The organism is Streptomyces hilarionis (genome assembly GCF_024539675.1).
GTDB classification, from domain to species: Bacteria; Actinomycetota; Actinomycetes; order Streptomycetales; family Streptomycetaceae; genus Streptomyces; species Streptomyces hilarionis.
In genome coordinates this window covers 1-13,764 of sequence record NZ_JAHHIT010000206.1, presented here as the reverse complement: position 1 = coordinate 13,764, position 13,764 = coordinate 1, and the positions used below count along the sequence as shown (strand labels likewise).

The 13,764-nt window shown below is 74.5% G+C and carries 12 protein-coding genes; 3 read left to right on the top strand and 9 right to left on the bottom strand.

Going from position 1 to position 13,764, the window contains the following annotated elements:
- Nucleotides 1-46 precede the first annotated feature (46 nt).
- From KMS84_RS34635 to KMS84_RS34615, 5 genes are all read right to left on the bottom strand, one after another.
- Nucleotides 47-2,188 (bottom strand): copper resistance CopC/CopD family protein, encoded by a 2,142-nt coding sequence (locus KMS84_RS34635; RefSeq protein WP_256920499.1) that lies wholly within the window; start codon nt 2,186-2,188, stop codon nt 47-49.
- 13 nt (nt 2,189-2,201) lie between these two features.
- Nucleotides 2,202-2,672, bottom strand: a complete 471-nt coding sequence (locus KMS84_RS34630) for a copper chaperone PCu(A)C (protein WP_256920498.1) — start codon at nt 2,670-2,672, stop codon at nt 2,202-2,204.
- Nucleotides 2,669-3,319, bottom strand: a complete 651-nt coding sequence (locus KMS84_RS34625; protein ID WP_256920497.1) for an SCO family protein — start codon at nt 3,317-3,319, stop codon at nt 2,669-2,671. The genes KMS84_RS34630 and KMS84_RS34625 overlap by 4 nt, the downstream gene beginning before the upstream one ends.
- A 187-nt stretch (nt 3,320-3,506) precedes the next feature.
- The gene (locus KMS84_RS34620) at nt 3,507-4,265 is read right to left on the bottom strand and encodes a YcnI family copper-binding membrane protein (RefSeq protein WP_256920496.1); all 759 of its coding nucleotides are present in this window, start codon (nt 4,263-4,265) and stop codon (nt 3,507-3,509) included.
- A gap of 127 nt (nt 4,266-4,392) precedes the next feature.
- A complete protein-coding gene (locus tag KMS84_RS34615; protein ID WP_256920495.1) occupies nt 4,393-5,262 on the bottom strand; it encodes a hypothetical protein in 870 nt (289 codons plus the stop codon).
- 241 nt (nt 5,263-5,503) lie between these two features.
- On the opposite strand from KMS84_RS34615, the gene KMS84_RS34610 reads away from it, so the two are divergent.
- The 3 genes from KMS84_RS34610 (at nt 5,504) to KMS84_RS34600 (ending at nt 7,945) form a co-directional block, all read left to right on the top strand.
- Nucleotides 5,504-5,959, top strand: coding sequence for an ATP-binding protein (locus KMS84_RS34610; protein ID WP_256920494.1), 456 nt, complete (start codon nt 5,504-5,506; stop codon nt 5,957-5,959).
- Between the two features lie 146 nt (nt 5,960-6,105).
- Entirely contained in the window at nt 6,106-7,065 is a 960-nt protein-coding gene (locus KMS84_RS34605; RefSeq protein WP_256920493.1) for an intradiol ring-cleavage dioxygenase, read from the top strand.
- A gap of 7 nt (nt 7,066-7,072) precedes the next feature.
- On the top strand, nt 7,073-7,945 hold the full coding sequence (locus tag KMS84_RS34600) for a triphosphoribosyl-dephospho-CoA synthase (protein ID WP_256920492.1): 873 nt from the start codon (nt 7,073-7,075) through the stop codon (nt 7,943-7,945).
- A gap of 10 nt (nt 7,946-7,955) precedes the next feature.
- Here KMS84_RS34600 and KMS84_RS34595 read toward each other — a convergent pair whose 3' ends face one another.
- From KMS84_RS34595 to KMS84_RS34580, 4 genes are all read right to left on the bottom strand, one after another.
- Complete coding sequence (locus KMS84_RS34595; RefSeq protein ID WP_256920491.1) at nt 7,956-9,287, bottom strand: MFS transporter; 1,332 nt, start codon at nt 9,285-9,287, stop codon at nt 7,956-7,958.
- 55 nt (nt 9,288-9,342) lie between these two features.
- Nucleotides 9,343-10,749 carry a MocR-like pyridoxine biosynthesis transcription factor PdxR gene (gene pdxR, locus KMS84_RS34590; protein ID WP_256920490.1) on the bottom strand — a complete coding sequence of 469 codons (1,407 nt, stop codon included), beginning with the start codon at nt 10,747-10,749 and terminating at the stop codon, nt 9,343-9,345.
- A gap of 140 nt (nt 10,750-10,889) precedes the next feature.
- Nucleotides 10,890-12,347 (bottom strand): aminopeptidase P family protein, encoded by a 1,458-nt coding sequence (locus KMS84_RS34585; protein ID WP_256920489.1) that lies wholly within the window; start codon nt 12,345-12,347, stop codon nt 10,890-10,892.
- A 111-nt stretch (nt 12,348-12,458) separates the two neighbouring features.
- Complete coding sequence (locus KMS84_RS34580; protein ID WP_256920500.1) at nt 12,459-13,748, bottom strand: PP2C family protein-serine/threonine phosphatase; 1,290 nt, start codon at nt 13,746-13,748, stop codon at nt 12,459-12,461.
- Nucleotides 13,749-13,764 lie beyond the last annotated feature (16 nt).

Sequence of the window (13,764 nt, the reverse complement as noted above, 5' to 3'; positions counted from 1 at the left end):
CCGGGGTGTACGGGCGTCGGGGAGGGACGGGTCGGGCATGGTGCGGTCAGCCGATCTGAGCGTTCTTGGAAACGGTCACCTGGTCGATGTCGGAGGTGCGCACGGTCACGGCGACCCTCCATTCGCCGGCCATGGGGATCTGCACGGCGTTCGCCGCCCAGTGGCCGGTGGTGATGTGGTCGGGCGCTACGGGCAGCGGCCCGATGTCCTTGGCTTCGAGGGTGAAGGCGACCTTGACCTCGGGCACGTCGAAGGCACGGCCGTTGGGCCGGGTCACATAGACGTGCATCTCGTTGGCGCCGGCGCGTGCGGGGTCGAGGTCGATGCTGACCACGCCCTTGCCGTCCGTGCCGCCTGTGTCGAAGGACATGTCCAGGGTGAGGGCGCCTGAGGTGGAGTCCGACGGGGCCGAGGCGGACGACGAGGAGCCGGTGGCCCTGGCGGCCTCCTGCTCCGTGCGGCCGGGCTCGGTCGAGGTCAGGACGGTGGTGACGGCGAGCAGCACCACGGCGACGCCGGCCTCCGCGAGCACGGAGCGCCGCAGGCCGAAGCGGTCGGCGTCGGAGTCCCGCAGTCGCTTCTCGCGGGTGGCGTCGACGGCGGCCTGCTGCCGGGCGAGCTGCGCGGCCCGCTCGTCGTGTCCCGAGACGGCCTTGGCGCCCTTCGGGCCCTTGGCGCCGCCCGTGCCGTCGGCGGCAGCGTCCCCGCCGGCTTCGACGGTCGGGTCACCCGCGTCCGCCGACTCCCGACCCGCCGTGACCACGGACGTCTCCGCAACGGACTTCTCCGCAACGGACGTCTCGGCCGTGGAGGTCCCCCGGGTGGACGTCCCCGTCGCCGCCGCTGCCGAGGCCGCCGGGGCGGTCGACGCGGTCGACGGGGTCACCGAAGCGGTCGTCGTTGCGGCCGTCGTCGCCGCCGTCGTGTCGGACCCTTCCGTCGAGGCCGTCCCCGCCGTCGTGTCCGCCACTCGCGCGGTCCATCGCCGGGAGATCCAGGCGATGCCCACGAGCAGGGCCACGAGAGCGATCTTGACGAGGAGCAACTGGCCGTAGCGGGTGTCGGTGAAGGCGGACCAGGAGCCGAGCTGGCGCCACGACTGGTAGACGCCGGTGGCGACCAGGGTGACGACGCTGCCGAAGGCGACCTGGGAGAACCGGCGCACGGCCGCGCCCTCGACGGGCCGGTCGGCGGGCGCCCGGTACAGCGCGACGAGGAGGGTGGCGAGGCCGCCGAGCCAGGTCGCGACGGCCAGCAGGTGCAGCACGTCGACGGGCATCGCGAGGCCCGGCTGCAACCCGGTCGAGGCGTGCTCGGCCATGGCCCAGCTCGCCGCGAGGCCGGCGGACACCACGGTTCCGCCGATCGCGAGTCCGAAGGTCAGGTCCCGCTTCTCCTCGGCCTCCCGCTTGTCGTAGGCGCCGAAGAGCACGGCGATGAACAGCGCGGCCGCGGCGAGCAGCAGCAGCCGGGAGACGAGGGCCGCGCCGGTCTTGGTCTGAAGGACCTGTCCGAGGAGGTCGAGGTCGAGGACGTCCCCGAGCTTTCCGGATCCGGCGTAGGAGCCGCGCAGGAGCAGCAGGAACAGGGTGGCGGCGGTCATCGTGAGCCAGCCGGAGTGGACGAGCCGCTGTACGGCCCGCACCCCGGTGCCCCGGGGCCAGCAGGCGAGTACGAAGACGGCTCCGCCGACCATGACGATGAACCCGGCGTACGACGCGTACCGGCCGAAGCCGTAGAGCCAGCCGACGACCCCGCCGCCGGCCACCTGGTCGGACACCGACACGGTGGTCTTGGAGGGGGAGCCGATGGAGAAGGTGTAGGCGCCGGCGACGGGGTGGCTGTCGGCGGAGACGACCTGGTAGGTCACGGTGTACGTGCCGTCCGGCAGCCCCGAGTGCAACTGGACCGCGTAGGTGGCGCCGCCGACCGCGGACGGCTTGCCGGCGTCGACGCGGGCCCCCTGGGGGTCCAGGACGCGCACGGAGTCGTCGTTCATCGACACGGTCTCGGAGAAGGTCAGCGACACCTGCGTGGGCGCCTTGTCGACCACCACCCCCTGCGCGGGGTCGCTGCCGGTCAGCGCGGCGTGCGCGGAGGCGGGTCCGGCGCCGGCCAGGAGCACGCCCGCGACCGCCAGGAACAGCAGCACGAGCGTCCGGACGCGGGGGGCGATGGTCTGCGTCAAGGTGGTCCCTCCCTCAGTGGCCGGTCTTGGGGCTGTACGTGGCGGACTTCACCGGGATGTCGACCGTGAGGGGGTCGGAGGCGGCGAAGTGGAGTCGGACGGTCACGGTCCCGCCCTGTACCGGCTTGCTCTTCAGCATCTCGAACATCAGGTGGTTCCCGCCGCTCTTGAACACGAGTTGACCGTGTGCGGGCACGTCGAGGGAGCCGGCCTGCTCCATCGACGAGCCGACGGTCCGGTGGAGGGTCACCTGGCCCGCGGACGGGCTGGTGACGGAGGTCAGCTCGTCCTTCGCGTCGCCCTTGTTGACGATGGTGAGGAATCCGGCGGCCATGGTGGCGGAGACGGGTTGCGGGATGTAGGCGTCCTGGACGGACAGTTCGGCCGTCCCGTCCGCGCCCGATCCGCAGCCCGCCAGCAGGAGCGCGCCCGTGACCGCCGCGGCGGGCGCGGTGAGGAGCCGTGCGGACCGCGTCGGCCTCACGGGTTCTCCCCCTTGACGATCTTGGGGAGGTCCTTGGTGTAGTCGTCGACCGAGGCGCTCTCGTCGTAGAGCAGGTAGCCGGCGTCCGTCTTCGGGGAGAAGGCGACGACCTGGGTTCCGTGGGTGGAGACGATCTTGCCGTTCTTGTCCTTGTGCGGCGCCTCGACGGTGATGCCGAGGCGGTAGGCGGCGGCCTGGACGGTGGCGAACTTGCCGGTCAGGCCGACGACCTGGGGGTCGATGCCCTGGAGCCACTTGCCGAGCGCCGCCGGGGTGTCGCGGTCCGGGTCGGTGGTGACGAACACGACGCGCAACGCGTCCTGCTCCGCCTTGGGCAGCTGCTTCTTGGCGACGGCGATGTTGTTCATCGTCAGCGGGCAGACGTCGGGGCAGTTGGTGTAGCCGAAGTAGATCAGCGTCGGCCGGCCGGCCGTCTCCTTGCGGAGGTCGTACGGCTTGCCCCGGGTGTCGGTGAGCACCAGGGCGGGCTTGGTGAACGGCTGGTCGAGCACGGTCACGGGCCGCTGCGCGGTCTCCTGGGAGACGGAGGCCACGGAGCTGTCGCTGTCTCCGCCGCTGCCGCAGGCGGAGAGGGTGAGGGCGGCGGCCGCGAGCAGCGCGGCCGCGGCGAAGGTCTTCTTGCGCATAGAGAAATGTCCCAGATATATGGAATCCGGAGCGCACCGGGGGCTCGGAGACGGTGTACGGAGGCCGTACGGAAAAGGCCTGTGGAAAAGCCGTGCCTACGGACAGGACGTACGGAAGGCCGTGCACCCCGGTGCGTGCCGTCGGATGCCGACGCCGGGCGGCCGTGGCCGCCCGGCGCGGGCGGGGTCAGGCCTCGGTGGCGGTGGTGCGACGGCGGCCGGCGAGCACGCCGTACGCGACACCGGCGGCGCCGACCACGATGCCCACCACGCCGAGGACCCGGGCGGTGGTGTCACTGCTGTCGGAGTCGGCGGCCTCGGCCGCGGTGGCGGTCGCCTTGGCGTCGTCGGACTTGTCGGAGGCGTCCTCGGCGGCGGCGCCGTGGTGGCCGTCCTCGGAGGCGGCGGTCAGGGCGAGCACGGGGGCCGGGTTCTCGGGCTCCTCGGCGCCGTCCTTCTGGAGTTCGATCCAGCGCACGACCTCCTTGTCGGAGTACGTCTGGATCGCCTTGAAGACCAGTTCGTCGGCGTCCTCGGGCAGCGCTCCGACGGACACCGGGAACTTCTGGAAGAAGCCGGGCTCGACGCCCTTGCCGGTGGCGGTCCAGGTGATCTTGGAGACGGCCTCGGAGATCTGCTTGCCGTGCACCTCGATCGGCTTGGCGAGCTTCGCCTTGGTGACCTCGATCTTCCAGCCCTGGATCGGCTCCGGCAGCGCGGAGGCCAGCGGGTGGTCGGTCGGGAAGGCGACCTCGAGCTTGGCGGTCGAGGCGTCGTCGCGCTCGTTGGGGACCTTGAAGTCGACGACCGCGTAGCCGCCCTTGGCCGCGGCGCCCTCGGCGGCGACGCTCACGTGGGCGAGGGCGGGCGAGGACAGGGCCAGGACGCCCACCCCGGCGGCGGCAGCGGCGGCGGCGACGCGGGTGGCGATACGAGAGGCCTTCATGACAGGGAGCACTCCACTCTGAGTGAGGCGGTGACTGAGGGGGCGTGGGCACGGATGTGCGCACGCGCGCGTGCCGCACGACGGCGGCCGCTCTCCCCGGTCGTGGTGGAGTGCTGGTCGTGTCGTGTCAGGCGGCGAGGACGAGGGCGGCCGCGGGCGGCGGGCCTCGCCGGATCACCGAGTGCTGGAGTGCGGTGATGCGGGGTGCGGCCGGGGCGGGCGGCCCGGCGCACGGCACGTGCGGTCCCGTTCCGGGCGTGGCCGGCAGTCCCGCGAGCAGGGCGCGCACCAGGGCGAGCGCTCCGCGCAGGGACCGTACGAGCGCTCCCTCGGCGACGCCGTGGGCCGACAGGGCCAGCAGCCGCAGCAGGGCCGAGTCGCCCCGACGCAGCAGCCAGCCGGCGGCGACGGCCGCCAGGACGTGGCCCAGCAGCATCGGCAGGGAGGGCAGCAGCGAGACCGGCGAGCCGGCCGTGGACAGGACGTCCGCGGGATGGCGCATCGACCCCATCCCGGCCATGCCGTCCATGGCCGTGGAGCCGCTTCCACCGGCCGTCCCCGAGGGGTAGAGCCGGGCGTTGACCAGGATCTTCTGGGCCTCGGCCGGGCTGAGCGCGGCCGCCGTGGCCCCGCACACCAGCCGGGCCGCCCGGGCGACGAGCGTGGCGTCCGTCGCGGACATCCGGGCGCCGGCGTCGGCGGAGAGCGCGGCGGACGCGGCGACGGAGTGCTGGCCGAGACCGAACAGGGCGTGCAGCGCGCTCTGCCCGACCGCGAGCAGGACCGCGATGCCCGGCAGCGAACGCTCGCGTCCGGCGAGCGGCGCCACGACCGCGAGAACGCCCAGGAAGCCCGCCCCCAGCGTCCACAGCGGAACGACGGCGCAGGAGGCCGTCGAGTGCCCGGCCGCGGCCAGCAGGACGCAGACCGCGGCGAACACCGCGGCCCGCAGCAGCCGTAGATCGCGACCGGAGCGTTCGCTGTGGGGGGCAGTCATGGCGGGGTCATCATCGCACTGGCCCTGCCACCGCCGTACGGCAGGTCCGCAAGGTCCGCCCGATGGGGAAGATCACTTTCCGGTGGGGGCGGTGCCCCTGGGGCCGATGAGTCCCGCATACACCGATTCAAGGTCTGCGGGCATCCCCCATATGGGCGGCATCACGCGGAAATCGCGCTTACATGCGGCCCGGTGCGGCAATACGTATCGGTATGTCGAGCCGCAGCCAGGAGGCTGGAGCATGAGCATCTGGTGGTCACTCCATCTGCGGCGCGAGGCCGCCAGCGTGCCGCTCGCCCGCCGCCTGCTGCTCGGCACCATGGAGACGGCCGGGGTCGATCCCGACGTCAGCTACGACCTCTCCGTGGCTCTGAGCGAGGCCTGCGCCAACGCCGTCGAGCACGGCGGCGACACCGCGCACGGCGCCTGTTCGGAGGCGTACCGCGTCACCGCCTACCTCGACGGTGAGAAGTGCCGGATCGAGGTCGCCGACTCGGGCCCCGGGTTCACCGCCGAACGCCCCGCGCCCACACCGGCGCGCACGAGCGCCGACGCCGAGCACGGCCGGGGTCTCTTCCTCATCCAGGAACTCGCCGACCATGTGCACATCGGCAGCGAACCGGGGCGCGTCGGGGCCGTGGTGAGCTTCGACAAGATCCTCAAGTGGCGGGAGAACGCCCCGCTGATCGCCGTCTGACCCACCGTCGGCCCGTCCGCCCGCCGGGGGACGTCGCGCTCCACCGTCCCCTCCGCCGCACTCTCGCCGTGCCCTCCGCGGTACTCACAGGTTCCTCCCAGCGTCCTTTCAGCCGGGTGACGGGCGGCGTCCCTACCGTCCTGCCCATGACGGGAAACCACAAGGACACCGCCCTCACCCGCCGTCGCGCCCTGGCGGTGACCGGCGGCACGCTCACGGCCGGCACGCTCGCCGTCGCCGGCTACCAGTCGGCCTTCGCCGACACGGAGACGCCGGCGACGGCGCCCGCGTCGACCGCGTCCTCCGCCTCCGCCTCCGCCGACGGGGCGTGCATGACGCTCATGTCGAGCGTCACGGAAGGGCCCTACTACCTGGACGGCGCGCTGGTGCGCAAGGACATCACCGAGGGCAAGAGCGGAGTGCCGCTGACGCTGCGTCTCACCGTCGTCGACGCCACCGACGGCTGCACCCCGGTCAAGGGCGCCGCCGTCGAGATCTGGCACTGCGACGCCTGGGGCTACTACTCCGGCTACACCACCGCCGACCCCGGCGGCTCGGCCCCCGCGGAGAGCGAGGACGGCTCCGCCGCCGACGACGACACCTACCTGCGCGGCTACCAGATCGCGAACGCCAACGGGGTCGTGAAGTTCGAGACGATCGTGCCTGGCTGGTACACGCCCCGCACCTGCCACATCCACCTCAAGGTGCACACCGGCGGACAGAAGGAGGACGGTTCGTACGAGGGCGGCAAGGTCAACTTCACCGGCCAGCTCTTCTTCCCCGACGACGTCGCCGAGGAGATCTTCACCCTGGAGCCGTACTCCAGGCACACGGGCAGCTACACCTGCCTCGACGACGACATGGTCTACGACGGCGGCGGCGCGGCCGGCGGCCTGCTGACGCTGGACGCCGTGCACAAGGCGGACCCCTCCAAGGGCTACAGGGGCTCCCTGGTCCTGGGCGTCGACCCCGATGCCGAGAACACCGGAGCGGGCAGCGGCGGCGGTGGCGGCACCCCGCCGAGCGGCGCGCCCGGCGGCGCCCCGACGGGCGCCCCGCAGAGCGGCGCCCCGACGGCCTCCGCCTCCCCGGCCGCGTCCTCCTAGGCCGGCCGTGCCGAGCGCCGCGGACGACGAGCTCGCGCGGGCCGCCGTGGCCGCGCTGACCGGCCTGCTGACCCTGACTCCCCAGCCGGGCCTGCCCGACCCGCGCGACCTGGCCGCCCGGGTCACCCGCCGGGACCACCGCGGGCTGCTCTGGTCGGCGAGGGCCCTGGCGCCCGGCCTCGCGGCGATGGCCGCCGCCGCCCGCCGCACCGGCGAGCCGACCCCCGGGCTGCGCGCGGAGCTGGGCGCGATCGGGCGGTGCGCCGAGCACACGGTGGGCCTCACCGGCGGCGGGCACCGGGGCGCCCTGTGGACGCTCGGCCTGCTGGTCGCGGCGGCCGTGCTCGACCCCCACGCGCGGGGCGCCGACGTCACCGCGACCGCCAAGCGGATCGCCGCGCATCCCGACCGGGCCGCCCCCCGCAGACCCTCGCGGGGCTCGACGATCTCCGCGCGGTACGGCGCGCCCGGCGCCCGCGGCGAGGCACGCGCGGGCTTCCCGCACGTACGGCGGGCCCTGGACGCCCTCGCCGTGGCCCGCGCCGCCGGCGCGGACGAACCGTCGGCCCGCCTGGACGCCCTGCTCACGGTGATGTCCACCCTCCAGGACACCGAACTCCTGTACACCGCGGGCCCGGCGGGACTGCGCCGCGTACAGGCGGGCGCCCTCGGCGTCCTGGAGGCGGGCGGCACGGCGACCCCGGCGGGCCGCGCCGCCCTCACCGGTCTCGACGCCGACCTCCACGCGCGCGCGTGGAGCCCGCGCGGCAGCGCGGGCCTTCTGGCGGGCGCCCTGTTCGTCGACTCCCTGCCGATCACCGCCCGCCCCGGACGACGCGAGGAGGCGGGCGACAGGGCCGTGGGCCGGTACCGCGTCTGAACCGGTGACGTCAGGCCGCCGTCGGGGCCACTGCCTGCGACGACGACGGCGAAGAGGACGACGACGGCGAAGAGGACGACGACGGAGACGACGGAGACGAAGGAGACGAAGGAGACGAGGACGGCGTTCCGCGGTCGCCCGCCGCCCGGCGTGCCGCCGGGCCCATCGCGTAGGACGCCGCCACCATCGCCGCGCCCAGCAGCAGCCAGCCGGGGGTGCCCCACTCGACCAGCAGCCAGGTCAGGACCAGCGGGCCGAGGGTGCGGGCCACCGTGACGCCGGTGCCGAACAGCCCCTGGTACTCGCCGACCCGGTCGGCGGGGGCGAGGTCGAAGGAGAGCTGCCAGGAGCCCGCCGACTGCCCCATCTCGGCCGCCGCCTGCAACACCGACCCCAGCACCAGCACGCCCACCGCCACCCACGGCGAGGCCCCGGCGGACAGCGCGAACACCGCACACGCGGCGCACATCACCCAGCCCGCGCGGCGCACCGCGCGCGTGGCGCTCGCCGGACCGCGCACGCTCCGCGCCATCCGCACCTGGAACGCCGTCACCGCGGCCGTGTTGAGCACGAACAGCGCGGACACCAGCCAGGCGGGCGCCGCGGTCCGCTCGGTGATCCACAGCGGCAGCACGAGGCTGAGCAACGGCATCCGCAGCAGCAGCACGGTGTTCAGGAGCGCCACGAGCGCGTACGGCCGGTCCCGCAGCACGCCCAGGGCGCTCCCGCCCGGCCGGACCGCTCCGGAGGCCACCCGGGGCAGCCGGGCGAGCAGCAGCGCGCACACCAGGAAGCTCACCGCGTCGACCACGAACACCCCGAGGTAGGCCTCGCGCGTCCCGGCGTGCAGCGCGAGCCCGCCGAGTCCCGCGCCCACCGCCAGACCGGCGTTCAGCGTCGCCTGGAGCCGGGCCAGCAGTCCCGTCCGCTCCGCGGCGGGCGCGAGGCCGGCCAGCAGCGCCTGGCGGGCCGCCGCGAGCCCCGACTGGGCGGCCGCGTACGCGCACGCCACGAGGATGAACGGAACGAAGCCGCGCACCAGGGTGAAGGACGCCACCGCGAGCCCCGTCGCCAGCGCCAGCAGCACCGCCGTCCCGCGTGCCCCGCGCCGGTCGGCCAGCCGTCCCAGCGGCACTCCCGCCAGCGAGCCGACCGCCCACCCGACGGTCAGCCCCAGCCCCACGCGCGCGGGAGCGAGGCCGATCACCTGGGTGAAGTACAGGGCCGACGTGGTGTAGTAGGCGCCGTCCCCGACGGAGTTGCTCAACTGCGCGAACGCGAGCAGCCGTTGCGGGCCGGTCGGCCGCGTCGAGGTCCGCCGCGGGGGAGTCTTCGTCGTCATGGGACAGACGCTAGAGGCGTGTTGGGCCGATGGGCAGAACCAATGCGAAGGCCTTTCACCGGCCCAATTCCGGAGCCGGCGGCACGGCCTGTCGAGGGCTGCTCGGTTTTCCCGTTCCCGCGAGCACGCGCGCGAGCGCTTCCAGCGCCCCGGGGTACGCCCCTTCCCCGGGGGTCCCGTAGCCGACGACCAGCCCCTGCGGCCGTCCCTGCGCACCGCCCGGCCCGGCGGTGTGCCAGTGCTCGCCGAGGCGGCCCACCGCGAGCCCCTCCGCGTCCGCCCGCGCCAGCGCCTCCTCCTCGTCGGCCACGTCCACCAGCGCGTGCAGCCCGGCCGCGATCCCGCGCACGCCCCGGCCGGCGCCCAGCCGCTCGAGCAGCAGGTCACGGCGGCGCCGGTAGCGCAGACGGCACGCGCGCACGTGGCGGTCGTAGGCGTGGGCGAGGATCAGCTCGGTGAGCGCCAGCTGCCCGAGGGACTCGGTGTGGTGGTCGCTGTGCAGCTTGGCGTCGACCACGACGTCGACGAGCTGCGGCGGCAGCACCATCCAGCCGAGCCGCAGCGCCGGGCCGAGCGTCTTGGACGCGGTGCCCAGATAGACGACCTGTCCCGGGGCCATGCCCTGTAGTGCGCCGACCGGCTGCCGGTCGTAGCGGAACTCCCCGTCGTAGTCGTCCTCGACGATGACGCCGTCACGCGCGCGTGCCCATTCCGTCAGCGCCCGCCGCCGGCCCGGGTGCAGGGTCACGCCCGTCGGGTACTGGTGGGCCGGTGTGACGACGACGGCCCGCGCGTCGCCGAGCTCCCCGACGCGCACCCCGTGTGCGTCGACCGGCGCCGCGGTCACGGTTCCGCCGTTGTGCCGTACGACCTCGCGGTGGAAGGGCAGGCCGGGGTCCTCCATGGCGATCGGCGCGTCGCCCAGCACGCGGGTGAGGAGGGCGAGGCCCTGCACGTACCCGGAGGTGACGACGATCCGCTCCGGCGGCGCGAGAACGCCGCGTGCCCGTCCCAGGTAGCCCGACAGCGCGGTGCGCAGCTCGATGCGGCCGCGCGGGTCGCCGTAGTCGTAGGCGGGGGAGGGCGCCGTCGCGAGGGCGCGGCGCATCGCGCGCAGCCAGGCCGCGGCCGGGAACGTCCCCACGTCGGGGCTGCCGGGCCGCAGGTCGAAACGGGGCGCACGCGCGCGTGCGGCGGCCCGCGGCGGTTCGGCGGCCACAGGAGGCAGCGGCGCGACCCGGGTGCCGGATCCCTGGCGGGCGGTGAGGTAGCCCTCGGCGACGAGCTGGTCGTAGGCCGCCTTGACCGTGTTCCGCGACATCCCGAGCTCGGCGGCGAGCCGTCGCGTGGCGGGCAGCGGCTCCCCGGGCGCCAGCCGCCCCTCGCGCACGGCGTCCCGCAGGGCGCGTTCGAGCCCCGCCCGACGTCCTTCGGCGGAGTCCGCCTCGACGTGCAGGTCCACGAACCCCCCTTCCGGGGCCTCCCGGACGGCGGCCGGGACGCCCGCTCGGGCAGCCCGGACCGTCCGCGGCCCCCGCGACCCGCGGGCGGACGGCGGCCGGCCGCCCCTCGGGCGCCCGGCCGTCGTCCGCGGTGCGCGCGTCAGCCCGTCAGCGACGCCATCCAGCGCTCGACCTCGTCCGACTGCCGGGGCAGCGCGGCGCTGAGGTTCCGGTTGCCGTCCTCGGTGACGAGGATGTCGTCCTCGATCCGGACGCCGATCCCGCGGTACTCGTCGGGCACGGTGAGGTCGTCGGCCTGGAAGTACAGGCCGGGCTCGACGGTGAGCACCATGCCCGGCTCCAGGGTGCCGTCGACGTAGGACTCCACGCGCGCGGCCGCGCAGTCGTGGACGTCCATGCCGAGCATGTGCCCGGTGCCGTGCAGCGTCCAGCGGCGCTGGAGCCCGAGCTCGAGGACCCGCTCGACCGGCCCCTCGACGAGGCCCCACTCGACGAGCCGCTCGGTCAGCACGCGCTGCGCGGCGTCGTGGAAGTCGCGGTACTTGGCGCCCGGCTTCACCGCGGCGATCCCGGCCTCCTGGGCGTCGTACACCGCGTCGTAGATCTTCTTCTGGATCTCGGTGAAGCGGCCGTCGACCGGCAGGGTGCGCGTGACGTCGGCGGTGTAGTACGTGTGCGTCTCGACGCCCGCGTCCAGCAGCAGCAGATCGCCCTTGCGCACCGGCCCGTCGTTGCGCACCCAGTGCAGCGTGCAGGCGTGCGGTCCGGCCGCGGCGATGGTGCCGTAGCCGACGTCGTTGCCCTCCACCCGCGCGCGGAGGAAGAACGTGCCCTCGATGTAGCGCTCGCTCGTCGCCTCGGCGCGGTCGAGGACCTTCACGACGTCCTCGAAGCCGCGGACCGTCGAGTCCACGGCCTTCTGGAGTTCGTCGATCTCGAACCCGTCCTTGACCAGGCGGGCCTCGGAGAGGAAGACGCGCAGCTCCGCGTCGCGCTCGGCGGTGACCTTGTCGGTCAGGGCCGCCTCGATGCCCGCGTCGTGGCCGCGGACGACCCGCACGGGCCCGGTGGCCTCGCGCAGCCGGTCCGCGAGCTCGCGCACGTCGGAGGCCGGGATGCCGTACAGCTGCTCGGCCTCGCCGAGCGAGTGCCGGCGGCCCACCCACAGCTCCCCCTGGCCGGACAGCCAGAACTCGCCGTTCTCGCGGTCGGAGCGGGGCAGCAGGTAGATCGTGGCGCGGTGGCCCTCGGCTTCGGGCTCCAGGACGAGGACGCCGTCCTCCGTCTGGTTGCCGGTCAGGTACGCGTACTCGACGGACGCGCGGAAGGCGTACTCCGTGTCGTTGGAGCGCGTCTTCAGGTTGCCCGCGGGGATCACCAGGCGCTCGCCCGGGAAGCGCGCGGAGAGCGCTGCGCGGCGGGCGGCGGTCTGTGCGGCCTGCGCGATCGGCTCCAGGCCGTGCAGCTCCGTGTCGGCCCAACCCGACTTCATGTTCTCGGCCAGCTCGTCGGACACGCCCGGGTACAGGCCGTTCTTCCGCTGCTTGATGGGCTCTTCCGACTCTTCCGGGGTCTCCGGGGTGAGCTCGTCGGCCACGGTCATCCTCCTCGATACGGCACTGGACCCCCTCCATCGTACGGTCGTACGTAAGGGGGCCCAGGGGAGGAGGACCTGCCGCCGGGCCGGTCACGGACGGTCGTCGCCGCCCTACTCGAAGCGGGCCGCCAGCAGCACCACGTCCTCGTCGCTGTCCTGTCCGTCCGGCTCGTCCGGCAGGAGCGTGCGCAGCACGTGGTCGGCGATCGCGCCCGGATCCTGGCGCAGCTGTCTGGGCACCCCCGCGGCGGCCGCGTGCAGCCGGGCGAAGGCGCGGTCGACGGGCTCGCCGGTGCGGTGCAGCAGGCCGTCGGTGTAGAGCAGGACCGTCTCGCCGGCCTCCGCCTCCAGCTCCACGCTGGGCGCCTCCCAGCAGGCGAGCATGCCCAGCGGCGCGGAGACGGAGGTCTCCACGAACTCCGTGCGCCGCTCGCCGACCAGCAGGGGCGGGCAGTGTCCCGCGCCGGCCAGGGTGATCTTGCGTAGGGCGGGCTCGCAGTAGGCGAACAGGGCGGTGGCGGACCGTGCGGGCTCGGTCAGCCGCAGCAGCAGCTCCAGATCGGACAGGACGGCGACCGGGTCCTCGCCCTCCATGACCGCGTACGCCCGCAGGGAGGCGCGCAGCCGGCCCATCGCGGCCACGGCGCTCGGCCCGGACCCGGTGACGGAGCCGACGGCCAGACCCAGCGCGGCGTCCGGCAGCGGCAGCGCGTCGTACCAGTCGCCGCCCGCGCGCGGGCCGGTGCGGTGCCGCGCGGCGAGCTGGACTCCGGCGACCCGCGGCAGCCGGGACGGCAGCAGTTCCTCGGCCATCGTGCGCATACGCGCGCGGGTGCGTTCGAGTTCCACCAGCCGGGCCAGGTGCTCGGCCGCGTACTGGACGTAGAGGCCGGCGAGGTGGCGTCGGCGTTCGTCCGGTTCGGCGGGCTCGTCGTAGAGCCACACGGCGGCACCGAGCCGGCCGGGCGCGCCGTCCGCCCGCAGCGGCAGCGCGTAGCTCGCGGCGTAGCCCAGGCGGGCGGCCACTTCGCGGTGGCGGGGGTCCAGGCCGTCCCCGGCGAGCAGGTCGGGCTCGGCGATCTCCCCCTCGCCGCCGGGCAGTCCGTCGAGGATGCGGCCGTAGGACAGGGCGCTGCGGGGCACGGTCTCGATGTGACCGAGGTCGGCCCGGCCGAGGCCCAGACCGATCGTGGTGTCGGGGCCGAGCCGGTCGGAGGGCTCCAGGACCACGAGACCGCGGCGGGCGCCCACGAGGGCGGCTCCGGCGTGCAGCAACTCCGTCAGCGCGTCCGCCAGGACGTCGGTGCGGGCCAGGCGTTCGGTGAGCTCGTGCAGGGTGGTGAGGTCCGAGACCCAGCCGGCGAGCCGGTCCGTCAGCACGGCTCCGGGACCGGAGGGGATCGGGGGGCCCGAGGGG

What these genes read in the sequence shown, in the direction of transcription:
- KMS84_RS34625 (WP_256920497.1), bottom strand. Translation starts at nt 3,319, where the DNA reads ATGCGCAAGAAGACCTTCGCCGCGGCCGCGCTGCTCGCGGCCGCCGCC.
- KMS84_RS34620 (WP_256920496.1), bottom strand. Translation starts at nt 4,265, where the DNA reads ATGAAGGCCTCTCGTATCGCCACCCGCGTCGCCGCCGCCGCTGCCGCC.
- KMS84_RS34615 (WP_256920495.1), bottom strand. Translation starts at nt 5,262, where the DNA reads ATGACTGCCCCCCACAGCGAACGCTCCGGTCGCGATCTACGGCTGCTG.
- KMS84_RS34610 (WP_256920494.1), top strand. Translation starts at nt 5,504, where the DNA reads ATGAGCATCTGGTGGTCACTCCATCTGCGGCGCGAGGCCGCCAGCGTG.
- KMS84_RS34605 (WP_256920493.1), top strand. Translation starts at nt 6,106, where the DNA reads ATGACGGGAAACCACAAGGACACCGCCCTCACCCGCCGTCGCGCCCTG.
- KMS84_RS34595 (WP_256920491.1), bottom strand. Translation starts at nt 9,287, where the DNA reads ATGACGACGAAGACTCCCCCGCGGCGGACCTCGACGCGGCCGACCGGC.